Below are 22,498 nucleotides of genomic sequence, written 5' to 3'. Positions count from 1 at the left end.
ACCAGACCGGTCATATCCACGCTGTATCCGGCCAAAACACAGCAAGTACCCAGCGAGAAAGAAAAAATGCCAGTCAGCTTAACTGACTGGCATTACCGCAATGCGGGGCTTTTTTAGTTCGGTTGCCAGCCGGCAAGCACCGCATCGGCGTTGTACCAGGGCAGGGCTCTTGGCAGCAGCTGTGGCCGCTCATCGCTTTTAATGGCGCCGGGGCCGGTATTGGCGTATTCAAAAAAACGCGACCAGGGGTGCACCTCGAAGCGCCCTGGGGTGCCGTCGGGGCGGGTGATGCCGATGGCGGCGTAGCCTTCCTTGCCGAAGTGGTCGTCCATAAAGTTGTCGATAAACACTGCCGAGCCTTCGGCCCTTGGGTCGCCGCTGGGGTGCCAGGGGCGGCCAAGGCGCACCGAGCCTTTCGGCACCCCCGGTTCTTTTAAGAAACGGTTATGGATAAACAAAAAGCCGTAGGGCTGGCTGATATCGGTGCTGGGGGCGGTGATATAACCGGTGATTTTGGCGCCCTCGCGGTTGCGTGAAACAATATCGCAGCGGCGAAACACCGCCTGGCCCTTGCCGAAGATAAAATCGACATTGCCTTTGATGGTGCAGTCTTCAAAAAGCTGGCGGCCAGCGTCCACCAGCAGGGTGTCCTGGTAGCCAAGTAAGGTAACGTGGCGAAACAGCGCCCGGTCGCTTTGCCCGGCGGTGGCCAGTGCCACGGCCTGGGTGTGGCGCACCTTGCTGGGGTCGGTGTCGCTTTTGGCGGCGTTGGCCGGAAAATCAAAGCTGTTGTCGATGGTGAGGTTTTGGGCCGTGAAATCCGGCGCCGTGACCCGCAGCACATAGCTGCCCCAGGTGCCCACCGCCTTGCCGTCCGGCCCTTTGGCCTCGGCGCTGTCGCCATAGCGGATGATGGTGCCGCCCTGGCTTTGCCCCAAGAGCTGTACATGGGGTTTATCGATGCTGAGCTTTTCCCGGTACACCCCGTCTTTGATAAAAATGGTAAAGGGCTTGGGGTTATCGGCCGGCACTGCCGCCAGCGCCGCAGCTATGGTGGCGTGATCGCCCCCTGGGCCCACCACCGCCTGATAAGGCGTCGCCAGCGCGCCGCCACAAAACAAGACCAGCCAACTTAACAGTACACGCATCAACGCCTCCTTAGGTTGCCCCGATGCTAACGCCACCACGCTAATTGCCTGTTCCAGATATGGAATTTTCCCCTTTTTGGCCAAAAGAGGCGCTGGCGCTGGCGTATGGTGGGCAAAAAACGGCAGAGGTTATTTTGATGAAAAACGTCCTTCTCCTTATCAGCGCGCTTTGGCTCTTTGGCTGCGCCAGCACCACCTTGCGCCCACAACACCTTTATTTGGCCGGCGACTCCACCATGGCCGAAAAACTCCCCGAAAAACGCCCGGAAACCGGCTGGGGAGAAGAGCTGCAACACGCCTTCAAGCCGCAGATGCAAGTGGTGAATCTCGCTAAAAACGGACGCTCCACCCGCACTTTTATCAGCGAGGGGCGCTGGCAATCATTGATGGCGGCCTTGCAGAGCGGCGATTGGGTCTTTATCCAGTTCGGCCATAATGACGAGTCCAAGGAAAAGGTGGACCGCTACACGGCGCCGGACGCTTTTCGGCAAAACCTGGAGCGCTTCGTGGCCGAAGTGCGGGCCAAGGGCGCCAACCCGGTACTGCTGACGCCGGTAATGCGCCGCCGCTTTGACGATAACGGCCAGTTTTATGATGTGCACGGGGTCTACCCCGACATCACCCGTGGCGTGGCCATGGATAAAAAGGTACCGCTTTTGGACATGCACCGGCGCAGCGAAGCGGTGCTGGTGAAATTAGGCGCCGAGCCGTCACGAGCCCTGTTCTTGCAGCTAAAGCCGGGGCAAAACCCCAACTACCCCAAGGGCGTGGAAGACAACACCCACTTTAATCCCAAGGGCGCCGAGGCCATGAACGCGTTGGCGGTAGCGGCCATTCGCGAGCAATTGCCGGCCCTAGCTGCGTATTTAAAATAACCGCCATATTCAGGGCGGGATAACGCTGGCATGATGGATTTCTAATCTACTTTCATAGGGATAGTGTCATGTCAGCGTCACCTACCTGGATCTTTTCGCCAGAGCACCTCTACCAAATCAATTCCGTTGCCACCGATGGCGCCGCCGAGCGCTGCGTGTTCGGTACCTCCAGCGAATTTAGCAGCGGTATTTTCTCGTTTTTCTGTGTCGACAATTGCGGCCAAGCTCTGTGGCAGCAGCCCCTGGCCGAAGCCTGCACCCAGGGTTTTTTCTGGGCCGCCATCAGTAACGACGGCGCCTACGCCGCTGGCGGCGGCCAGTACAGCAGCGCCCAGGGCTTTTTGAAGGCTTACCGGGGTGATACCGGTGAGGTGCTGCTGGATGTCGACCTGCCGGCAAGGGTCAACCAGGTGTCGCTGAGCCACGACGGCGCGCTGCTGGTGGCGGTTTACGGCGGCACCTTACAGCTTTATGCCTTGGAGGCGGGGCTGTATCAGCTTAAAAGCGAAGTGGCCCTTGGCTTTAACGGTGTCAGTTATGAGAGCAACAGCGCCGTTATCGACCAAAGCGGCAGCGCGGTGGTGGTGTCATGCCGCAACTACAGCCTCAATAACGGCGCCGTCTTTGTCTATCCCGTTAAAGACTCACGCCTGGCGCTGCCCAGTTGCAGCCAGTTCGAAGTGGGGGTGATGCGGGTGGCGATAGCCGAGGGCGGCAGCCACTGGGCGGCCTTGCTGCACGACGGCGGCGTGGCGGTTTTTAGCCGCAATCTGCCGGGCGGCGCTTTTTGCCGCTCCACCCCGGATGTGGCCAACCTGTCGGTGGGCTATGGCCTTGCTCTTACCGTTACCGCCGCCGGTGAAGTGGTGGTGGCTTGCGGGGTCAACCTCAACAATGCTGCGCCGCAAAACCAGGGTCTTTTGTATCTCCTTAAAGGCGATGAGCAAAGGGGCATGGAGCTGCAATGGCAGGCGCCTCTGGCGCTGGCGGCCAACCCCGGGGTGAGTATCGACAGCAAAGGCACATGGGTGACCGCCACCGACGGCAAACCCATAGACGAGAGCACCGGCGCCGAGTCTATCGGCCATTTCTATCTCTTTGATGGCCACAGCGGCCAGCAGCAATGGCGCTTTCAAACGCCGATGATGAACTGGCCCATGGTGATAAGCCACGATGGTCAGCGGCTTTACGGCGGCAGCGACGACGGCAAGCTCTATTTCTGGCAAAACAGCTAAATAAAAAGCCAGGGCTTAGCCCTGGCTTTTTTGTCACGGGGGTATCTTAAGCGCTGATGGCCACCTGATTGCGCCCGGCCCGTTTGGCCTCCAGCAAGTGGCGGTCGGCGCGGTCAAAGGCTTCCATGATGGTCTCGGTTTCCATCACTTCCACTACCCCAAAACTGCCGGCCAAGCCCTGGATGGGGCCCTGTACCGTTAATTGCATCAGCGCCAGGCGCATACGGTCGGCGGTTTCCCTGGCCTGGCTTAGGGTGTCACCCGGCAGCAGCATCATGAACTCGTCGCCGCCAAAGCGGCCCAAAATATCGGCCTGGCGCAGCTGGCGCTTAACGGTGCTGGCCACCGCCACCAGCGCCATGTCGCCAACACTGTGGCCGTATTTGTCGTTGATGCTTTTGAAATGGTCGATATCGAATACCACCAGGGAAATGGGCTGGCGATAATGGCGGGCGCGCAGCACTTCCTGTTCGGCCTGCTCGAAAAAGTGGCTGCGGGACGCGGCCTTGGTCAGGCCATCTTCCAGGGCGATTTGCCTGAGCCTGGCGTTATGGCTCACCAACACCGGCACGGTCAGCCCAAAGTAGGTGCTGGCCGCCAGCACGCTGATGGCGAATTGATACACCAAGGCGTGGTCGCTCAGCGCCAGCATCTTGATGCCGATGGCGGTAAGGGTGCTGAGCAGCGCCAGGCTCAGAGCGCTTCTAAGCGGCGTTTCGGTGTGCACTATCCACATCAGGGGAATGCACATAAAGAAGATGCTAAAGGCCACTTCGTCGTGGTGAAACTGGGCGGTGGCGGTCATGGTCAGGGTCAGCAGCAGCGCGCTTAAAAGCAGCTTCATTACAAAACCGTAGCGGTCGCTGCCGCTTTGGCGCAGCCCCAGCTCCAATATCCAACTGCCACAGCGCGGATAAAAGCGGCTGATAAGGCCGATGCAAAGAGGGGTCAGGGCGATGATGCCGATAAGGTCGCCAATCCACCAGGCCAGCCAGATTTGGCTGATGTCGCTGCCACTTAAAATGCTGGTAACGGCAAGAGCCTGGGTGCCGGTAAAGGTGGCCAGCAGGGCGCTTAAGGGGCCCAGCAGTAAAAACGCCAGAATAACGGTAGGCAGGTTGTGGCGGCTGGAGCGGCGGATCACCAAAAGGGTGATGGCGGCGCCCAGCCAGTAAGACAGACTATGCACTACCCCGAACAGGAGCCCTGATTGCAACAGCTCGCTCAGGCTGTGTTGGCTTTGGTCCAGCATGTCTTCCCAGAAGGTGCTGGCCAGACCGCAAAAAACAATGGCCGGCAAGGCGCGTTTGCCCAGCAGCAAAAAGGCGGCAAAGGTGACCCCCGAGGGCGGAAACCAGATGCTGGCGTGGGGAGCGTATTCCATGAGTGACGCGATGCGCCAGCTGGCCATCCACAACAGGATAAGCAGCAGATCGCTCAGCCAAGGAAAGCGAAGCAGCAAGGCGTTGGCGGCAACGGTTGTGCCGAGGGGGGCATCAGAAGCAATGACGTTCCGTTGGTCGTGTGGCAATGGAAAACCTTACAAGCATTCTTATTAATCAGGCCCAGTGTCTTTCTTTATGAGTTGTGTCGACAGCCAGGGCATTTGGGCATTTCACTGCCTCCGTATGCTAACACCAGGATTGTTACTTTCATTCAACATTTTTAACGTTGGAACATGCTTTTAGCGGCCTGTATCAAAATCTTTGCAGTGGTTTCAGGCTTTAAGCGGCAATAGCCGGAAAGCGCGGCGCTAAGGTGGCGTTGGTCAAAACGCTCCGCCAGCCAGCACTTACCCCAGCGCGCTGTAACCGTTATCCACAAAGATCACCTGGCCGGTAATGTGCCGGGATTTGTCTGACAGTAAAAAGGCGGCGGCTTCGCCGATTTGGGCGATGGAAACCTGCTGGTGCAGCGGCGCCCTGGCGGCAGCCTCGGCCATCAGCGCGTCAAAGTGCGCTAGGCCCGAGGCGGCGCGGGTGGCAACCGGGCCAGGGGAGAGGGCGTTAACCCGGATATTGGCCGGGCCCAGCTCGCTGGCGAGGTAGCGCACACTGGCCTCCAATGCTGCTTTTACCGGCCCCATCAGGTTGTAATTGGCTATCACCTTCTCGGCGCCGTAATAGCTCATGGTGAGGATGGCTCCGCCCTCTGCCATCAGCGGCTCGGCCGCTTTGGCCAGGCGCACCAGCGAGTGGCAGGAGATGTCCATGGCCGTGCAAAAGCCCTCGGCGGAGCTGTCAAGGTACCTGCCTTGGAGATCGGCCTTAGGGGCAAAGGCGATGGAATGGAGCACAAAATCAAGGCGCCCCCATTGGGCGCCGATGGCGCCAAACAGCGCCCTGAGCTCGGCCGGCTGGCGCACATCCAAGGGCATGAAAAGCGCTGCGTCCAGCTCTTTGGCAAGGGGCGCGACAAAGGGTTTGGCTTTGTCGCTTTGGTAGGTGATGGCAAGTTCGGCGCCCATGGCCTTAAGGGCCTGGGCGCAGCCAAAGGCGATGGAGTCGCTGTTGGCCAGGCCAACAATCAACCCGACGAGGGGCTTGGTCATAGCAGCTCCTTGGCAAAGTGTTCCTGGATCTCAAGGGCCATGCAGCCCTCTTCGTTGGCGGCGATCACCAGGTGGCCAAAAGGCGGCAAGAAGGCCAGATGCGCCAAGATCTGTTTGCGAAGGGGCGCGGCGTTCTCGCCGATGCCGCCGGTAAAGACCACGGCGTCCAAGCCGCCGAGAGACACCGCCATGGCGGCTATTTGCTGCGCCACCTTCAAGGCAAAAAAGTTAAGGGCAAAGCGGGCCTTAGGATCGCTGCTGGCCAGCAGGGTTTTCACGTCGTTACTCAGCCCCGACAGCCCCTTAAGGCCCGACTCTTCATAAAGCTGGTACTCGATATCCTCGATGGGCATGCCAAGGCCCTTGACCATATACACCACGGCGCCAGCATCGATATTGCCGCAGCGGGTGCCCATGGGCAGGCCTTCGAGGGCGGTCATGCCCATGGTGGTGTCGATGCTGGCCAGCTGCTTCATGGCGCAGAGGCTGGCGCCGTTACCCAGGTGCGCAGCCACCACCTTGCCCTGGGCCAGTTTGGGGTGATGGTGGCGCAGCTGGTGGGCTATCCAGTCGTAGGACAGGCCATGAAAGCCGTAGCGACGAATGCCCCGCTCAAAGAGGCTGTCTGGCAGGGCGTAGCGGTTAAACAGGGCGCCGTGGCGGGCATGAAAGGCGGTGTCGAAGCAGCCGTACTGGCGAATGCCGGGGCGGCGCCGGGCCAGGGCGCGCACCCCGGCCAGGTTATGGGGCTGGTGCAGCGGCGCCAGGGGCGAGAGGCTTTGCAGATAATCCATGGCTGCTTGGTCCAGCGCCACCGGGGCAGTAAAACGTTCGCCACCGTGCACAATGCGGTGGGCGGCGGCCAGCAGTTGCCAGTCTTGCGGCTGGGCATCCAGCCAGTTGAGCACCGCTTCCATGGCGCTGTCGTGGTTGTCTGCCCCTTCCAGGGCAACGGCTTGTGGCGCGGCGCCTGCCAACCCGGCCTTAAAACTGGCGCCGGTGCCGATATCTTCCACTTTGCCACCGGCCAGTAAGGTCAGCGCTTCATCCAAAGCAAAAAGCCGGAATTTGACGCTGGACGAACCGGTGTTGAGTACCAACAGCGCCGCGCTCATTTGATGTTTCCCTCTTTGCGGGCGGCCGCCAAAAATACTGCGGCGGCGCAGGAGAGCAGCCGGGTGCGCAGGCTGTCGGCGCGGCTGGTGAGGATGATGGGCACCCTCGCTCCCAGCACGATACCGGCGGCGTCGGCCTTACCAAGGAAAGTCAGCTGTTTGGCCAGCATGTTGCCGGCCTCGATGTTGGGCACCACCAGGATGTCGGCGTCTCCAGCCACTGGCGAGTGGATGCCCTTGTTGGCGGCCGCCTCCCGGCTGATGGCGTTATCCAGCGCCAAAGGGCCATCAAGAATGCCGCCGGTGATTTGCCCCCGGTCGGCCATTTTGCACAGGCTGGCGGCATCGAGGGTGGAGCTGATGCGGCTGGTGACTGTCTCCACCGCCGAGAGGATGGCCACCTTGGGCTGCGCGCCCTGGTGGCCAAAGAGCACCTGCCAGAGGTTAATGGCGTTTTGGCAGATGTCGGCCTTTTCTTCGAGGCTGGGGGCAATGTTGATGGCGGCATCGGTGATGATGAGCGGTTTATGATGGCCGCGCACATCCATCACGTAGCAGTGGGAGATGCGCCGCTCGGTGCGAAGGCCGCTGGCCGCTTTTACCACCGCGCCCAACAGCTCGTCGGTGTGCAGCGCCCCTTTCATGATGGCCTGCACCTGGCCGCAGGCGGCAAGCTCGGCGGCTTTGGCGGCCGCTTCGTGGCTGTGCTCGGTGTCTATCAAGGGCCAGGGGCTGATGTCGATATCCCCCTCGGTGGCGGCTTGCCAGATTTTGTCTTTGGGGCCAACCAGCACCGGCTCGATAAGGGCGGCGTCACTTGCTTCTTTTACCGCCTGCAAGGCAGCAAGGTTAACCGGGTGCACCACGGCGGTTTTAACCGCGCCCTTGTCCTGGCAGGCGCTAATCACGCTTTGGTAGTGGTCTTGGTAAAAGGCAACCCTTGGCAGCATGGGCCGGGGCAGGGACAAATGCTCGGTGGGCGCCAGCACGGTGGCGATGCCGCTTACTACCACCTCGCCATGTTCGTTAATGCATTGGCAGTCAAAATCCACCAGCGGTTTGCCCTCACCCTTGCTTTTCACGCTAAGGGTGACGGTTATCTCGTCGCCAAGACGCACCGGCTTTTTAAAGTGGATGTCTTGGCTTAAATAAATGGTGCCGGGGCCGGGCAACTGGGTGCCGAGCACGGTGGAGATAAGGGCGCCAGACCACATGCCGTGGCCAATCACCCCGTGAAAGAGGCTGGCCTTGGCGTATTCGGGGTTCATATGGGCCGGGTTAACGTCGCCGGACATCAGCGCAAACAGGTTGATGTCGTCTTGAGTGAGTTTGCGTTTGAGGCTGGCGCTCTGGCCTATGTAGAGCTCATCAAAGGTGATGTTACTGAGAAGGTTGTCGTCCATGTCGGGTTCCTACTTCATCAATACAAAGCTGCCGGGGGCATCGCCCTTTGCCGGGTACTGGCGGCTGCCAAGGTTTTTGGGGGCGGCCACCTCGGCGCTGCTGTGCTCGGCCAGCCAAGCCTGCCAGGCTGGCCACCAGGAGCCTGAGTGCGGCTCGGCCTTTTCAAGCCAATGCTCTGGGGAGAGATAAGGGTCTTTGGCGCCTTTAAAAAGCTGGCGGTAGCTGCGGTGCGGGTGGCCGGGCTCGGAGACAATGCCGCTATTATGGCCGCCGCTTGCCAGCACGAAGGTCACGTCGTTGCCGCCGATAAGGTGCACCTTGTGTACCGATACCCAGGGCGCCACATGGTCCTTTTCGGTGCCCACCGCAAAGATGGGCAACTGAATATCCCCCGGCGCCAGCGGCTCACCAAAGAGGCTGTAATGGCCCTCGGCAAACTGGTTTTTCAAAAACAGCTTTTCTAAGTATTCACTGTGCATCTTAAAGGGCATGCGGGTGGCGTCGCTGTTCCAGGCCATCAAATCGTTCATGCCCGGTCTTTGTCCTTGCAGGTACTCGTGCACCAGCCGCGACCAGATAAGGTCGTTGGAGCGCAGTATTTGAAAGGCGCCCGCCATCTGTGTGGTATCCAACACCCCCTGGGCCCACATCATGTTCTTAAGGAAGGCCACTTCGCTTGGGGTGACAAACAGCATCAGCTCGCCAGCCTCGGTAAAATCGCCTTGGGCGGCAAAGAGGGTCAGGCTTTTTAAGGGATTGTCTTGGCGGGCGCCCAGGTAGGCGGCGGTGAGCAGCGCCAAAGTGCCCCCCAGGCAGTAGCCGGCCAGGTGAATGGGCGCGTCTTTACTGATGCTGCGAACCGCATCGATAGCCGCCAAGGCGCCGTGGCGCACGTAATCTTCCATGCCCAGTTCGCGGTCTTCGCCGCCGGGGTTTTTCCAGGAGATCATGTATACGTCGTGGCCTTGCTCCAGCAGCCAGCGCACCAGGGAATTGCGGGGCGAGAGGTCGAGGATGTAGTACTTCATGATCCAGGCTGGCATAAACAGCACCGGCTCCTTTTTCACCTTGTCGCACCGGGGCTGGTAATGAATGAGCTCAATCAGCTGATTTTTCAGCACCACCTTGCCGGGGGTGCAGGCAATATTTCGGCCCACCTCAAAGGCCTCCACCCCCACCGGCGCCTCGCCGGTCTGGTCGCGGCGCCAGTCTTCCAGGGCGTTGGCGGCCCCGGCCGCCAGGTTGGTACCCAGGTGAGTCAAAGTGGTGTGGATGAGGTCTGGGTTGGTGGCGATAAAGTTGCTGGGGGAGAGGGCGTCTAATAACTGGCGGGCCGAGAACGAGAGAATGCGCTGGTACTCATCCGATAAGCCGTTGATGCCGGTGGTGGCCTTTTGCCAGAACTGCTCGCTTTGGCGAAAGCCCTCGGCATAAAAGCGCCAGGGCCACTGCTGCCAGCGCTCGCTGGCAAAGCGCGCGTCTTGGCTGGCCTTTGGCTGCTCCTGGCTCTGGCTTTGCCAGCAATCGGGCCATTGGCTGAGAGGAAAGAGGGCCAGCTCGCTAAGCCTGCCTGGGCTCATGGCCAGATGCGCCAGCCAGGAGGCATAGGCTTCGGTAAGGCCTGCCGGGCTCAGCCCCAGGGTAAAACGGGCCAGATTGGCCTGATAACTGCGGTCGAGATCGTCAAAAAAATTGCGGGAAGCATCCATGGCAAACTGCGGCTCCTTGGCAGGTTTTACAGAATATCGACCATGGTGAACCAAGGCCGGCGGCCTTTTTATAATCCAGGTCAATTTTTGCGCACTTGCCCAGTATAGCCATGGGTAGATGGTTGAAAGTGCAGCTTTTATGACAGCTTGCCAAGGCGGCGGAGTTTCGTGTAACGCCGGAAGGTGGGTGACGTTGGTAGCACTAAAGTAGTAAATCGTTACCCGCATGCACTGGCTAGGCTGGGTGCGGGACTGGATGTCGCTCTGTGGTGTGGTGGTGGGCCGATGTGGTGCCAGCCCATTTCATTTCACCCAAAGAGGGCAGCAACAATGATAACGAAGAAACATATCCTGCTGGCTCTGGCCTTGTGGCTGGGGCTAGGGCTGGGCGCCGTGGCCTATGCCGGCAGCTGGAGCAAGAACCAAAGCCTGGGGGGCTTTAACAAGGTCCATATCTACACCCCGGACAGCCAATCGAACATCGGCGACGGCCGTGGCCTGCTGCTGGTATTGCACGGCTGCACCCAGGCCATCGACGCCTACCTGAGTGCCAACCTTGAAGACGCCGCCGAAGAGTTTGGCTTGGTGATCGCCGTGCCGGACGCCATGAACAAGGCCGGCTTTAGCTGCTGGTCTTACTGGAGCGGCAGCAAGTCCCGCAGCAGTGGCGACTATAAAAACCTGATTAACCTGGCCCAGGCCCTGGTGGCGGATACCAGCCGCCATATCGATGCCAACCAGGTTTATATCGCCGGGCTCTCTTCCGGGGCCAGCTTTGCCAACACCACCGCCTGCCTGGCGCCAGACGTTTTTGCGGGCATGGGCATCAGTGCCGGGCCCAGCATCGGCACCAGCTCCAGCGGCGCCCTTGGTCCCTGTGAAAGCGCTGATGTGGCCAGCCGCTGTAGCCAATACGCCGGCAGCTACCAAAGCTCTCTTGGCAGCCAAATCGCCTCCATCGCCCAAGGGGACAGCGATAGCACCGTCAACCTCTGTTACAACAGCCAAAACGCCGAGGGCATGGCGGCCCTTTATGGGGTCAGCCCCTTGCCGGGCAGCACCCTTATCAGCGAAGGCAGTGGCCACAGCGCTGAACAAAGCCTCTGGCAAGACGGGCGGGTGTCGATGCTGTGGTTCAACAATGTCGACCACGCCTGGTCTGGCGGCGAGGGTGCCAGCGGCAGTTACATCAACGGCGCCAGCATCAACTATGCCCGTTATCTTGGCCGCTACTTTTTGGAGAACAACAAAAGGGTCAGCCGCAACCTGGGGCCGGTGCTGGGTAACGTGGCGCTGGCGGTCAATGGTGATCGCATCCTGGTCACCGGCAAGGCGGTGGATGCTGAGGGTAGCGTCGCCGCCGTCAGCGCCCGCTTTGTGGCCAGTAATGGCAGCGAGCAATCCGCTAGCGCCACGGCTGCGGCCGATGGCAGCTTTAGCCTGCAAAGCCCGGCCCTTGCCAATGACCTTTACCAGGTAGCGGTGGTGGCCACCGATGATGCGGGCATGGACGGCAACCTCTACCAAGGCAGCGCCAGGGTAGGGCCGGCGCCACCGGCCAGCGCCCCGGTGCTGTCCAACCTCAATGTGGCGGTGAGCGGCCAGTGTGCCCTGGTGACCGGCACCGTGGTGGATGTGAATGAGGATTTGAGCGCCGTTACCCTGGCCTTTGCCGGCGCCACCCAAAATGCCGACATCAGCGCCAGCCAATTTAGCGGCCAGCGCTGCAACCTGCCGGGGGGCAGCAACAGCGTTACCGTCACCGCCACCGACGCCGGTGGCTTGAGTACCAGCCAGGTACTGGATTTTGAAATCGACGCCGGCCAAAGCGCAACCCTTGACGGCCACATCAGCGCCGGGCGCCTCGACTACACCAATTACGCCAATTGCTACCTCGAGTACGGCACGGCGAGCTTTACCCTGCGTGAGGTAACCAGCGGCGAGCAGTGCCGCTGGCAGGATGACGACGCCAGTTGCCTGGGGCCGGTGCAGGCCTGCTCTGGCAGCAGCGCGACGCCCCCAGACGAAGGGGGCGGCGATTGCCAAACCTTTACCACCAACAACTACAGCCAGAAGGTGGCGGGGCGCGCCTACAGCACCGGCAACCCCCTGGCGCCGGACTACTTTGCCACCGGCAGCGACCAGCCCATGGCCGGTTCCACCTGGGGCATCAACACCCTGCATTCAGACGACGGCCAGAGCTGGTATCTGGGCAGTTGCGAGCAGTAATAAAAAAGCCGCCCATCGGGCGGCTTTTCAATTTCAATAACAGGTGCTTAGACGTTAAAGCGAAAATGGATCACGTCGCCGTCTTTGACGATGTATTCCTTGCCTTCCAGGCGCCATTTACCGGCTTCTTTGGCCCCTTGTTCGCCGTTGTTGGCCACAAAGTCCTCATAGCCCACCACTTCGGCGCGGATAAAGCCTTTTTCAAAATCGGTGTGAATTTTACCGGCCGCTTGCGGGGCGGTGGAGTTGACCTTGATGGTCCAGGCGCGCACTTCTTTGACACCGGCGGTGAAGTAGGTGTGCAGGTTCAGAAGCTCGTAACCGGCGCGAATAACCCGGTTTAGGCCCGGCTCGTCGAGGCCCAGCTCTTCCATAAAGGCTTGGCGGTCTTCGTCGTCCAACTCGGCGATGTCAGACTCAACGGCGGCGCACACCGGTACCACAATGGCGTCTTCGTCGGCGGCAATGGCCCGTACTTTATCCAGATACGGGTTGTTCTCAAAGCCGTCTTCGTTGACGTTGGCAATGTACATGGTGGGCTTGCCGGTCAGGTAGTTCTGGTAGCCGATGGCGGCTTTTTCGTCGCTAGACAGGCCAGCGGAGCGCAGCATTTTACCGGCTTCCAGATGGGGCTGAATTTTCAGCAGCACCTCTTGCTCGGCTTTGGCGTCTTTGTCGCCGCCTTTGGCTTTTTTCTGCACCCGGGTCAGGGCGCGGTCTACCGCTTCCATGTCGGCCAGCACCAGTTCGGTGTTGATGACATCGATGTCTTCGGCTGGGTCGACTTTGCCGGCAACGTGGATGATGTTGTCGTTCTCGAAGCAACGCACCACGTGGGCAATAGCGTCGGTTTCGCGGATATTGGCCAGGAACTTGTTACCCAGGCCTTCACCTTTGGAGGCACCTTCTACCAGGCCTGCGATGTCCACAAACTCCATGGTGGTGGGCAGTACCCGCTGGGGATTAACAATCTCGGCCAGCTTGTTCAGGCGGATATCCGGTACCGGTACAACACCGGTGTTGGGTTCAATGGTGCAAAAGGGGAAGTTGGCGGCTTCGATGCCGGCCTTGGTCAGCGCATTGAACAGGGTGGATTTGCCGACGTTAGGCAGGCCCACAATGCCACATTTGAATCCCATGGGAGTGTCCTTAAAATTTATGCCTTAAAGGCGTGAAGCCGGTTTTGGGCAGCGGTAATACCGCTTTCGAACAAAATGTCGGTGGCCCGGATGGCTTCATCTATGGCTGCGTTGATCTGGTCTTGCTCGTTGGCCGGGGCTTTGCCCAGCACGAAACCGGTAACCTTGTTGCGGTCGCCCGGGTGGCCGATACCAATGCGCAACCGATGGAAATTCGGATTGTTACCCATCTTGGCCATGATGTCTTTGAGACCATTATGGCCGCCATGGCCGCCGCCCTGCTTGAAGCGGGCTACACCGGGGGGCAAGTCCAACTCGTCGTGGGCCACCAGAATGCTCTCTACCGGAATACGGTAAAAGTTGGCCAAAGCGCCGACGGCTTTGCCTGAGAGGTTCATGTAGGTGGTGGGAATAAGCAGACGCACCTCTTTGCCCTTGATAGAAACGCGGGCGGTAAGGGCGGAGAATTTGCTTTCCAGAGACAGAGATTGCCGGTGAAGGCGGGCCAGCTCCTCGATATACCAGGCGCCAGCATTATGACGGGTTTGGGCGTATTCGGGGCCTGGATTACCCAGGCCCACCAGCAGTTGAATATCGCTCACGCTTTACTCAGCTGCAGCCTCTTCGGCGCTGTCTTCAGAAGCGGCGCCTTTAGGCGCGTTCAGAGAAACAACGGCTTGGTCGTGGCTTTCACCTTTGCTCAGTTCAACCAGAACAACGCCTTTAGGCACGGCCAGGTTGGACAGGTGCAGGGTGTCGCCAACTTCCAGTACGGCAGCGTTCACTTCGATGAACTCAGGCAGATCTTTAGGCAGACAGCTGATTTCAACTTCAGTGGTTTGGTGAGCGATCACGCCGCCTTTCTTGGTGGCGATGTCTTCGCCAACGAAGTGCAGAGGGATCTTGGTCACAACTTTGTGAGAAGCGTCAACGCGCAGGAAGTCGATGTGGGTGACTTTCGGCTTGTAGGGGTGACGTTGCATGTCCTTAACCAGAACTTCGGTTTTTTCACCGGCGATGTTCAGGGTCAGGATATGGGTGTAGAAACCTTCGTCAGCTTGCGCTTCGATGATTTTGTTGTGCTCAACGGCGATGGAAACCGGCTCTTTATCGGCACCGTAAACGATAGCAGGCACTTTGTCCTCACGACGCAGGCGGCGGCTCGCACCTTTCCCCAGGTCTGTGCGGAGTTCTGCTTCAAAAATATAAGACATGGTATTGCTCCAAAAAGAAGTAAGGTTGTTGGCTTCCCGCGACCAAGAAACCAACCCAGACTTTAGCCAGCTGTGGCTAAAGGCGCGGTAGTTTAACAAAGCCCGCAAATCACCACAATATGAAGCGCCGCCCGGCCAAGGAGAACCTATGGGATTGTTGTCAGGATTATTGGGAATGGGCTCTGCTGTGAACAGCGAGAAAATCGACGCCCTGATTGGCCCCTTGCTGGCCGACGGCGAGCGCATCGACAAAGCCTACCAACTGGTGCGAGACCTGTTCGTGTTTACCGACAAGCGCATCATCTTGTTGGACAAACAAGGCCTGACCGGCAAGAAGCAGTTTGTGTTGTCGGTGCCCTACAGCAAAATCACCAAGTATGCCCTTGAAACTGCAGGGCATTTTGACCTCGATGCCGAGATAAAGCTGTGGGTGGGCTCAGAGCCCGAGCCCATCAGCCGCGAACTGGGTAAAGGCAATGACGTGCGCGAGCTGTATAAGGCGCTCTCCAACCACCTGCTTTAAAGCAGGGTTTTAATCAGCGCCGCCAGGGCCACCAGCAATACCGCCCAGATGGCAAAGGCTCGGATGCTGGCCTTGCGTACCTTGTCTTCTTGCCACCAATGGCGCGGGCCAAGGCCTTGCAATAAAAAGGTGCCCACCCCGGCGAGGTTTATACACACCAGGTTGCTGGCTACCAGCAGCGCCGCCTTGCCGGCCAAGGCCCAGTGGCCGCCCCCCGCCAACAGGCCACAAGCCACCAGCGGCGGCATCAGCGCCACCGCCACCATTACCCCGATAACGGCGCCGGCCTGGCCGGCGGTAAAGGCAAGGGTGCCGGCTGCGCCGGCGCAAAGGGCCAGCACCAAGTCAGACAGCGACACCTCGGTGCGGCTGTGAATGGCGTTGATGCTGGGGTCTACCGCAATCACCAGGCCAATGGCGGCCGCCACCACCAGGCCTAGGGCAAGGCCTGCGCCGTTACACAGCAGCGCCTTTTTGCCCAAATCCAAATCCCCAAGGGTGGTGGCCAGGCTCAGGGCAATGTTGGGCATCAGCAAAGGGGCTATCACCATGGCGCCGATGATGATGGCGATATCGTCACGCAGCAGCCCCACCGCCGCCACGATGGCCGACAGCACCACCATCAGCAGGTAATTGCGGCCCAGGCGGCTGCCGCTGATGGCCTCGTCGTAAAGCTCGTCGCGGCTGACCCGGTTGGCGGCCTTTTGCTGCTCTTGTTGCTCGGCCTCTGGTTGCTGATCTTCGTCTTCTTCGGGGTGGGGCAGGGCCGCTTCTACCGGCAGCAGGATGAGCTTAAAGGGACTTTGCTCTGAGAAGGCGTCACAAAAGGCGTCCATCAAGGGCTCGGCCTGGTCGGCATTGAGCACCATGTTTACTTGCAGGTGGCCGTCGTCTTCTTCTTGCCAGCAGTCTCGCAAGTCGCGCTCTTCAAGAATTTGCTCAAGCTTGGCTTTGGCCTCGGTGGCCACCACCAGGGTCATCAATCGTAGCGCCATTGGCCTCTCCTTGGGCTAACACAGCGGTGTTACATCTCATCACACTTTAGGTTCAGCTTAACGTTTTCTTCTTTAAAACAGCCTGATAACGTCGACACTACTGCGAAAGCCCAGCCACATATCAAGAGATAAAAACCGTGAAAAAATCCTTGTTAGCCCTGAGTCTGGTCAGCTGCCTTGGCGTTGCCGAGCCGGCTTGGGTCACCCAAAGCAACAGCTATGCCCAGCCCGTGCTGGAAGAAATGGCCAAATACAGCCCGGAAATGGGCTCCTCGCTGGGGTTGGAGCAATTCGACACCCAGGCCCAGGTGCTAAGCCAAGCCGCTTATGAAGCTTCCATGAAAGACGGCGAGGCGCTGCTGGTGCGCCTCAAAGGCGAGCTGGCCAAGGAAAGCGACCCCAGGGTCAAACAAGATTTAGGAATCATGATTGGCTCGGTAGAGCAAAGCCTGGCCTCGGCCAAGCTCAAGCACGATGCCCTGCTGCCTTATGAAAACCTCGGCGAGACCATCTTCCAGGGCCTGCAAGTGCTGCTGGACGAGCGCAACAGCGCTGAGCGCAAAGCCCGCGCCGTTGAGCGCCTCAAGGCCTATGTGGGCCTGGCTGGCAAGCCAAGCCTGGTGAGCCAGGCCGAAAGCTACACCGAAGCGAGCCTGGCTAACCCCAAACTCCTTGGCCCTTACCAGCGCGAGCTGGACCAAGACTTGGCCAACACCCCTCGGTATCTGGCCGGTATCAAGCAGCTGTTTGAAGCCAACCACATCGCGGGCTGGCAAGACGCCTACAAGACCCTCTCCGAGCAGCTGACCAGCTACGACACCTGGCTAAAAGCCAAGGTTGAGCCTCGCGCCCGCACCAGCTTTGTGCTGCCAGAAGCCCTCTATGCCAACGCTCTGAAAGACGTAGGCGTCGACATGGCTCCCGATGAGCTTATCCAGCGGGCGCTGTTTGGCTTTGCCGAAATTCGCGACGAAATGCAATCTCTGGCGGCCATCATCGCCAAGCAAAAAGGCCTTAAAAGCAGCGACTATCGCGATGTGCTCAAGGTGCTGAAAAAAGATCAAATCACCGGCAAGGCCATTTTGCCTTTCTATGAAAAGCGCCTGGCCGCCATCGAAGATATGGTCCGCGAGCACCACATCGTTACCCTGCCTAACCGCAAGGCCAATATACGCCTGGCCTCCGAGGCCGAATCGGCGTCTATTCCAGCGCCGCACATGAATCCGCCGCGCCTGATTGGCAACACTGGCGAATATGGCGAGTTCGTGCTGCCGCTCAATAACCCCAATGCGGGCGGTAAAAAGCAGGATGACTTCACCGCCAAGGCGTTTTCCTGGACCTTGACCATCCACGAAGCGCGCCCCGGCCACGAGCTGCAATTTTCCAACATGGTGGAAAACGGTGTGTCCCAGGCCCGCGCCATCTTCGCCTTTAACAGCGCCAACGCCGAAGGCTGGGCCCTGTATAGTGAGGCCATCATGAAGCAGTACCTGCCGCTGGACGGCCAGCTGTTCTCCTTGCAGGCCCGCCTGCAACGGGCGGCCCGCGCCTTCCTCGACCCGATGCTGAACCTGGGCATGATCTCCCCGGCCGATGCCAAGCGAGTGCTGGTGCAAGACGTAGGCCTCTCCGAGCCTTTTGCCGACGCCGAAGTCGACCGCTACACCTTCCGCATGCCGGGCCAAGCTACCAGCTACTACTACGGCTACATGGAGCTTCGCCAGCTGCGCACCGAAGTGGAGCTGAAACTCAAAGACAAGTTCAACCAGCAGGCCTTCCACGATTTCATCCTGGCCCAGGGCTTATTGCCGCCCAAATTGCTCAAAAAAGCGGTGCTGGAAGACTTCGTACCCAAATACCTGTAACCCCGCGTTACCGACAAACCCGGCCCCGGCCGGGTTTTTTTATGGCTGGCGCAAACTGGCAGCCGGGGTAGGCAACTTCTATAACCTGTCAAAGGTTTGGCCTATGTGACGCGCCGTTGGGGGTGACCGTGGATTTTGCAGCGCTCAACAAGATGCTGGCCGAGGTAGGCAACAAGGTGGTCGAGAACCTCTTGATGACCAGCACCTACGCCCAGCTTGCTTTGGTACTGGTGATCTTCGCGCTCTCGTTCTTCCTGGCAAGGCGCCTTCGAAAGCTGTTGCCGCTCTTTGCCGAGCTGCCGGCAGGGGAGGCGGCCTCAGGGCCCTTGCGGCGGCTCACCGCTAAGCTTGGCAACCTGTTCTTTCCGCTGTTGGCCATTTTGGCACTCAGCATTTTTGTCACCGTCAGCCAGCAGTGGCTGGGCCATTCCTGGCTGGTGCGCGCGGCATTGCTGCTGGCCATGCTGCTGGTGTTTAACGCCCTTATCCGCGACCACGTGCGCAGCGACTTTATCGCCTTTGTGTTTCGCTGGATTGGCCTGCCTCTTATCTTCCTGCACCTTATTGACGCCCTGGCGCCGCTTATCGACATTCTCGATGCCATTGCCGTCAAGGTCGGCAATATCGAAGTCTCCGCCTACGGGGTGGTGCGGGTGGTGCTGTTTGGCTCGCTGCTGTTTTGGCTTGGAAGGGTGTCAACCAGCACCGGCCAGGAGATCATCCGCCGCCAGGAAAAGCTCGATTTTCGCACCCGCGAAGTGGCAGCCAAGCTGCTGCAGGTGGCCATCTTCCTCCTTATCTTTTTGATGCTGCTGCAAGTGATGGGCATCAACCTCACCGCGCTGGCGGTATTTGGCGGCGCCCTTGGCGTTGGCCTTGGCTTTGGGTTGCAAGCCATCGCCTCGAACTTTATCTCCGGCATCATCATCCTGCTGGACCGCTCCATCAGCGTTAACGACTACATCGAGCTGGCCGACGGGCGCACCGGCATAGTGCGCGAGCTAACCTTGCGCTCCACCACCTTGGAGACCTTCGATGGCAAAGACATCATGGTCCCCAACGAAAAGTTCATGACCGAGAGTTTTACCAACTGGACCCACAAGAATAAGAAGCAGCGCTACCGGGTGGATTTTTCGGTGGCTTACCGCTCGGACATTCGCAAACTGGTGGAGATAGTCAAAGTGGTAGTGGCCTCCCATCCCAAGGTGCTGAGCGGCGAGGAGCTGCCTATAGAAGAAAGGCCCGATTGCGAAATCGACAGCTTCGGCGACTCGGGCATCAATATGTTTGTGGAGTTTTGGATGTACGGCATCGACGACGGCAAAAACCGGGTAGGGGGCGACTTGCTGCTGATGATCCTCGAAGCCCTGCAAGAACACGGCTTTGAAATTCCCTTCCCGCAACGGGAAGTCAGGGTGCTTAACGAAGGCTTTGGGAAGTCTTAGCTTTTGTGTTGCTTTGGTGGCGCGGTGGCGATTGTAGCAAGGGGGCTTTGTCTATCGGTATTGGGTTATTTACTGAATAGTGTCAGTGGGTTAGGCTGGGGTTTCAGTCGCGGTTCTGCCGGAATAGATTTTCAATAGACCTGCGATTATGGGCGGTTTGGTTGATGACAAGGATGCTATCAGCGGTTTGGGAGCTGTAACCCAGGGGCGGTAGCGTAAGTTTTTGCCTAGATATCGTAGCTTCCTTCGAATGCTGTTATCGCCGGGACTCGCCCCGGCAGGCAGGTACTTTGTTTTCGCACAAAGTACCCAAAGGCACCGCCCTGGCGTTACGCGACGTCCTTCCCTCTGGTCGTTTGCCGCTGACCGCTACACATGCGTGTCCCGACGCATCTTCCGCTCACTCGGCATCCATGCCTCGTGCCAGCTCACACTCCCGGCGGTAAGGCGCTCCACTGAAATGGGCTCCAAGAGCCCTAAACCAGCGAGCTCGGCAGATTCTTGTTGGGTACGCAGTTTCGTTCAGGTTTTTGGGTGGGCATACAGTATATCCAGGCGTGCCGTGGAAATTAGGCACCTTTATTACGGATGTCAGGCTCCGTTATCCCGCCAGGCGCTAGATAAATCACTGATTATATTGGATTTTTTTTGGTCAGACTTCAGGGTGTGAAGCCGGTTCGATCAGCAAAAGAAGCCGGCTCGTTTTCACGCAGGGTGATTGATGGGGTCGCAGGTATCGTTAGGAAAATCAGATTGTTAAAACCGACACTCCAAGTGATCTGATGAGTGAAAACGAGCCGGCCTCATAACTATTGTTAGTTTTCAAGGGAGATAGTTTTGAGTATTGTGGACTTATCATTAGAGTTTTTTTTAGAAAATAACCGAATTACTCGTGAGGACTGGGAGAAAGCTGCAATAGAATTTGATGAGCTGAAGGCTATAGCATTAGATCATGCAGCTAAAGTCACAAGCTTAGATGACACAGCCAGCTATTTAGCTAAAATTTTACAAAAATGCCCACAGGTACACTCTGTACGGTGGAGGGTAAAAGATCCTGTGCATTTAATTGAAAAAATTGTCCGAAAGCGTGTTCTTGGAAGTGAAAAATATCTAACGATAAACACTAAAAACTATACAGAAATAATAACAGATTTAATTGGAGTCAGAGTTCTGCATCTATTCAAATATGAATGGGTGAATATTCAAGAGCATATTTTAGCACATTGGAAAAACGAAGAAGCGCCCGTCGCATACATTCGCTCAGGTGACGAAGGGGAAATTGTTGAAAGCTATAAAGCCAACTCTTGTGAAGTTAAAAATCACCCTGCAGGCTATCGTTCTATTCATTATGTTATATCTACACAGCCAACTTTAAATAAAGTATTTTCTGAAATTCAAGTCAGAACAATTTTTGAAGAAGGCTGGAGTGAAATTGATCATAAAATACGTTACCCAAACTTTTCAAATAATGAATTAATTTCTTATTTTTTAACTATTTTCAATTGTATGGCAGGAAGTGCTGATGAGATGGGATCATTTGTTAGAAACTTAACATCAGAAATTAACATTCAAGAACTTAAAATAGATGAGATTAATAGAGCGCAAGAACTTCATCTTTCAAAGATAGAAGAGCTAGCATCTGAATTATCTAATGAGAAAAATAAGAGTAAAAACAAAGATAGTAAGGTCAATAAGCTAAGCAGTGAGATCCAGAAGTTAAGGGCTAACTCTCAAACTCGAATATATAATGAAAGTAATCTTTCTGCTACAGAACGATTAATTGCAAAAGCAACTGCAATAAGAGCATATAGTCAAAATATAAATTCAGCCGCTGAAAAAATCGCCTCAATGAACGCTAATATTTTAGGCGGTAATTCAGCTGCTAAAATCGCTGCAATGAATGCTAATATATTAGGTGGTAATTCAGCAGCTAAACTCGCTGCAATGAACGCTAATATTTTAGCCGGTAATTCAGCTGCTAAAATCGCTGAAAAGGTAATATCTAAACCAAGTGCTGATGAGGAAACTGGCTCAGACACTGAAAACTAACAAGTGACTGTGGCGTTCTGTCAATGAATTAAGCCTCTTTTTCGGTCCATTTCTCACCGTTTTTAACCATGGTGTTGAGGATGACGACGAGCTTTCTCATACAGGCTATCAAGGCGACTTTGGGAAGCTTTCCGGCGGCTTTGAGGTGGTGGTAGTAACGGCTAAATACCGGGTTGCACTGGATGGCAGACATCATCGCCATAAACATCACGGTACGCACCCGGTGACGGCCACCTCGGATACGACGCTTGCCCTGGTAAGAGCCGCTTTCCTTGTTCATGGGGGCTACCCCGACCAAGGCGGCTATCTCTTTTCGGTTCAAGTTACCCAGTTCCGGTAGTTCGCTGAGCAGGGTATAGGCCAGTACTTTGCCCACACCGGGGACGCTGGTCAGGATCTCGGATTTCGAGCGCCAGTGTTTGGCTTGTACCACCAGGACATCCAACTGCTTGGTGATCGTTTCAACCTGCTTGTCCAAGGTTTTCAGCAATGCCGCTATTGAGGCGTGGAGCGTCTTGGGCAGGATCTGCAGACGATTTTTCTCCATGGTGGCCATCTCAAGAAGCTGCGTCCGCCTGATAAGCAAGTCTTTGATTAACCTTGATTGTTCATCAGGTATGGGTTTGAACTCGGGTTTGATGGTTGCGGCGAAGCGGGCAATAACACTGGCATCTATCTTGTCGGTTTTGGCCAGCACACCGATAACCTGGGCAAAGCGGCGCACCTGAATAGGGTTCACCACAATGATGGGCAGTTCGGCTTTGTCGCAGGCGAAAACCAAAGCATGTTCATAGCGGCCTGTTGCTTCCACCACGATGCTTTTTGGCTGGTGCTGCTTGAGTACCTGGATGACTTTTTGAATGTGCGTTTCATCGTTGGGCACAGTGAAATGGAGGTCGAGGGGATGAAGGGCAATATCGAGTTTGGACTTGCCGACATCGACGCCGACATGGATCTGAAGTTGGTTTTTATTGTTCATGGTAATAAGCTGACTCTGCCTTG

Annotated in this window: 18 protein-coding genes; 7 read left to right on the top strand and 11 right to left on the bottom strand. The window is 57.4% G+C overall.

Annotated features, from left to right (window positions below; genetic code table 11):
* Positions 1-113 precede the first annotated feature (113 nt).
* Positions 114-1,148 carry a pectinesterase family protein gene (locus EDC28_RS16395; protein WP_123422327.1) on the bottom strand — a complete coding sequence of 345 codons (1,035 nt, stop codon included), beginning with the start codon at positions 1,146-1,148 and terminating at the stop codon, positions 114-116.
* 137 nt (positions 1,149-1,285) lie between these two features.
* Between EDC28_RS16395 and EDC28_RS16390 the strand changes: the two genes are divergently transcribed.
* Together EDC28_RS16390 and EDC28_RS16385 are read left to right on the top strand one after the other, a co-directional pair.
* Positions 1,286-2,023, top strand: a complete 738-nt coding sequence (locus tag EDC28_RS16390; protein WP_170164155.1) for a rhamnogalacturonan acetylesterase — start codon at positions 1,286-1,288, stop codon at positions 2,021-2,023.
* A 68-nt stretch (positions 2,024-2,091) separates the two neighbouring features.
* A complete protein-coding gene (locus EDC28_RS16385) occupies positions 2,092-3,258 on the top strand; it encodes a hypothetical protein (RefSeq protein WP_123422325.1) in 1,167 nt (388 codons plus the stop codon).
* A gap of 46 nt (positions 3,259-3,304) precedes the next feature.
* On the opposite strand, the gene EDC28_RS16380 is transcribed toward EDC28_RS16385, so the two are convergent.
* The 5 genes from EDC28_RS16380 to EDC28_RS16360 form a co-directional block, all read right to left on the bottom strand.
* Complete coding sequence (locus EDC28_RS16380; RefSeq protein ID WP_123422324.1) at positions 3,305-4,789, bottom strand: sensor domain-containing diguanylate cyclase; 1,485 nt, start codon at positions 4,787-4,789, stop codon at positions 3,305-3,307.
* Between the two features lie 261 nt (positions 4,790-5,050).
* Positions 5,051-5,809 carry an enoyl-ACP reductase FabI gene (gene fabI, locus EDC28_RS16375; RefSeq protein WP_123422323.1) on the bottom strand — a complete coding sequence of 253 codons (759 nt, stop codon included), beginning with the start codon at positions 5,807-5,809 and terminating at the stop codon, positions 5,051-5,053.
* Positions 5,806-6,924, bottom strand: coding sequence for an acetate/propionate family kinase (locus EDC28_RS16370; protein ID WP_123422322.1), 1,119 nt, complete (start codon positions 6,922-6,924; stop codon positions 5,806-5,808). Before EDC28_RS16370 ends, fabI begins: the two co-directional genes overlap by 4 nt.
* Positions 6,921-8,327: a bifunctional enoyl-CoA hydratase/phosphate acetyltransferase gene (locus EDC28_RS16365; RefSeq protein ID WP_123422321.1), complete on the bottom strand. Its 1,407-nt coding sequence runs from the start codon at positions 8,325-8,327 to the stop codon at positions 6,921-6,923. Before EDC28_RS16365 ends, EDC28_RS16370 begins: the two co-directional genes overlap by 4 nt.
* Before the next feature lie 9 nt (positions 8,328-8,336).
* Positions 8,337-10,037 carry a PHA/PHB synthase family protein gene (locus tag EDC28_RS16360; protein WP_123422320.1) on the bottom strand — a complete coding sequence of 567 codons (1,701 nt, stop codon included), beginning with the start codon at positions 10,035-10,037 and terminating at the stop codon, positions 8,337-8,339.
* 330 nt (positions 10,038-10,367) lie between these two features.
* On the opposite strand from EDC28_RS16360, the gene EDC28_RS16355 reads away from it, so the two are divergent.
* Positions 10,368-12,266, top strand: a complete 1,899-nt coding sequence (locus EDC28_RS16355) for an extracellular catalytic domain type 1 short-chain-length polyhydroxyalkanoate depolymerase (RefSeq protein ID WP_123422319.1) — start codon at positions 10,368-10,370, stop codon at positions 12,264-12,266.
* A gap of 47 nt (positions 12,267-12,313) precedes the next feature.
* On the opposite strand, the gene ychF is transcribed toward EDC28_RS16355, so the two are convergent.
* Genes ychF through EDC28_RS16340 form a run of 3 tightly spaced genes read right to left on the bottom strand, consistent with a single transcriptional unit; the run spans position 12,314 to position 14,619 of the window.
* Positions 12,314-13,405 (bottom strand): redox-regulated ATPase YchF, encoded by a 1,092-nt coding sequence (ychF, locus tag EDC28_RS16350; RefSeq protein WP_050660497.1) that lies wholly within the window; start codon positions 13,403-13,405, stop codon positions 12,314-12,316.
* A gap of 17 nt (positions 13,406-13,422) precedes the next feature.
* Positions 13,423-14,007 carry an aminoacyl-tRNA hydrolase gene (gene pth / locus EDC28_RS16345; RefSeq protein WP_050660498.1) on the bottom strand — a complete coding sequence of 195 codons (585 nt, stop codon included), beginning with the start codon at positions 14,005-14,007 and terminating at the stop codon, positions 13,423-13,425.
* A gap of 3 nt (positions 14,008-14,010) precedes the next feature.
* Positions 14,011-14,619: a 50S ribosomal protein L25/general stress protein Ctc gene (locus EDC28_RS16340; RefSeq protein WP_123422318.1), complete on the bottom strand. Its 609-nt coding sequence runs from the start codon at positions 14,617-14,619 to the stop codon at positions 14,011-14,013.
* 148 nt (positions 14,620-14,767) lie between these two features.
* On the opposite strand from EDC28_RS16340, the gene EDC28_RS16335 reads away from it, so the two are divergent.
* The gene (locus EDC28_RS16335; RefSeq protein ID WP_050660500.1) at positions 14,768-15,142 is read left to right on the top strand and encodes a PH domain-containing protein; all 375 of its coding nucleotides are present in this window, start codon (positions 14,768-14,770) and stop codon (positions 15,140-15,142) included.
* On the opposite strand, the gene EDC28_RS16330 is transcribed toward EDC28_RS16335, so the two are convergent.
* Positions 15,139-16,137, bottom strand: coding sequence for a TIGR00341 family protein (locus EDC28_RS16330; protein ID WP_050660501.1), 999 nt, complete (start codon positions 16,135-16,137; stop codon positions 15,139-15,141). The genes EDC28_RS16335 and EDC28_RS16330 overlap by 4 nt on opposite strands.
* 137 nt (positions 16,138-16,274) lie before the next feature.
* Here EDC28_RS16330 and EDC28_RS16325 point away from each other — a divergent pair, with 137 nt between their 5' ends.
* The 3 genes from EDC28_RS16325 to EDC28_RS16315 all read left to right on the top strand — a co-directional run bounded on the left by EDC28_RS16325 (position 16,275) and on the right by EDC28_RS16315 (position 21,496).
* Positions 16,275-18,002, top strand: a complete 1,728-nt coding sequence (locus EDC28_RS16325; RefSeq protein WP_123422317.1) for a DUF885 domain-containing protein — start codon at positions 16,275-16,277, stop codon at positions 18,000-18,002.
* Between the two features lie 128 nt (positions 18,003-18,130).
* On the top strand, positions 18,131-19,447 hold the full coding sequence (locus EDC28_RS16320) for a mechanosensitive ion channel family protein (protein ID WP_244946602.1): 1,317 nt from the start codon (positions 18,131-18,133) through the stop codon (positions 19,445-19,447).
* 846 nt (positions 19,448-20,293) lie between these two features.
* A complete protein-coding gene (locus EDC28_RS16315; protein ID WP_123422330.1) occupies positions 20,294-21,496 on the top strand; it encodes a RelA/SpoT domain-containing protein in 1,203 nt (400 codons plus the stop codon).
* Between the two features lie 28 nt (positions 21,497-21,524).
* On the opposite strand, the gene EDC28_RS16310 is transcribed toward EDC28_RS16315, so the two are convergent.
* The gene (locus tag EDC28_RS16310) at positions 21,525-22,475 is read right to left on the bottom strand and encodes an IS110 family RNA-guided transposase (RefSeq protein ID WP_123422316.1); all 951 of its coding nucleotides are present in this window, start codon (positions 22,473-22,475) and stop codon (positions 21,525-21,527) included.
* Positions 22,476-22,498 lie beyond the last annotated feature (23 nt).

Origin of the sequence: Gallaecimonas pentaromativorans (assembly GCF_003751625.1) — a bacterium.
In the GTDB taxonomy this organism is placed as follows: domain Bacteria; phylum Pseudomonadota; class Gammaproteobacteria; order Enterobacterales; family Gallaecimonadaceae; genus Gallaecimonas; species Gallaecimonas pentaromativorans.
The sequence above is the reverse complement of the archived record's forward strand: the minus strand, read 5'-3'. Positions and strand labels throughout refer to the sequence as shown.

Bases quoted from the DNA above. Each gene is read 5' to 3' on its own strand.
- EDC28_RS16395 (WP_123422327.1), bottom strand. From the start codon at position 1,148: ATGCGTGTACTGTTAAGTTGGCTGGTCTTGTTTTGTGGCGGCGCGCTG.
- EDC28_RS16390 (WP_170164155.1), top strand. From the start codon at position 1,286: ATGAAAAACGTCCTTCTCCTTATCAGCGCGCTTTGGCTCTTTGGCTGC.
- EDC28_RS16385 (WP_123422325.1), top strand. From the start codon at position 2,092: ATGTCAGCGTCACCTACCTGGATCTTTTCGCCAGAGCACCTCTACCAA.
- fabI (WP_123422323.1), bottom strand. From the start codon at position 5,809: ATGACCAAGCCCCTCGTCGGGTTGATTGTTGGCCTGGCCAACAGCGAC.
- EDC28_RS16370 (WP_123422322.1), bottom strand. From the start codon at position 6,924: ATGAGCGCGGCGCTGTTGGTACTCAACACCGGTTCGTCCAGCGTCAAA.
- EDC28_RS16365 (WP_123422321.1), bottom strand. From the start codon at position 8,327: ATGGACGACAACCTTCTCAGTAACATCACCTTTGATGAGCTCTACATA.
- EDC28_RS16360 (WP_123422320.1), bottom strand. From the start codon at position 10,037: ATGGATGCTTCCCGCAATTTTTTTGACGATCTCGACCGCAGTTATCAG.
- EDC28_RS16355 (WP_123422319.1), top strand. From the start codon at position 10,368: ATGATAACGAAGAAACATATCCTGCTGGCTCTGGCCTTGTGGCTGGGG.
- ychF (WP_050660497.1), bottom strand. From the start codon at position 13,405: ATGGGATTCAAATGTGGCATTGTGGGCCTGCCTAACGTCGGCAAATCC.
- EDC28_RS16340 (WP_123422318.1), bottom strand. From the start codon at position 14,619: ATGTCTTATATTTTTGAAGCAGAACTCCGCACAGACCTGGGGAAAGGT.
- EDC28_RS16335 (WP_050660500.1), top strand. From the start codon at position 14,768: ATGGGATTGTTGTCAGGATTATTGGGAATGGGCTCTGCTGTGAACAGC.
- EDC28_RS16330 (WP_050660501.1), bottom strand. From the start codon at position 16,137: ATGGCGCTACGATTGATGACCCTGGTGGTGGCCACCGAGGCCAAAGCC.
- EDC28_RS16310 (WP_123422316.1), bottom strand. From the start codon at position 22,475: ATGAACAATAAAAACCAACTTCAGATCCATGTCGGCGTCGATGTCGGC.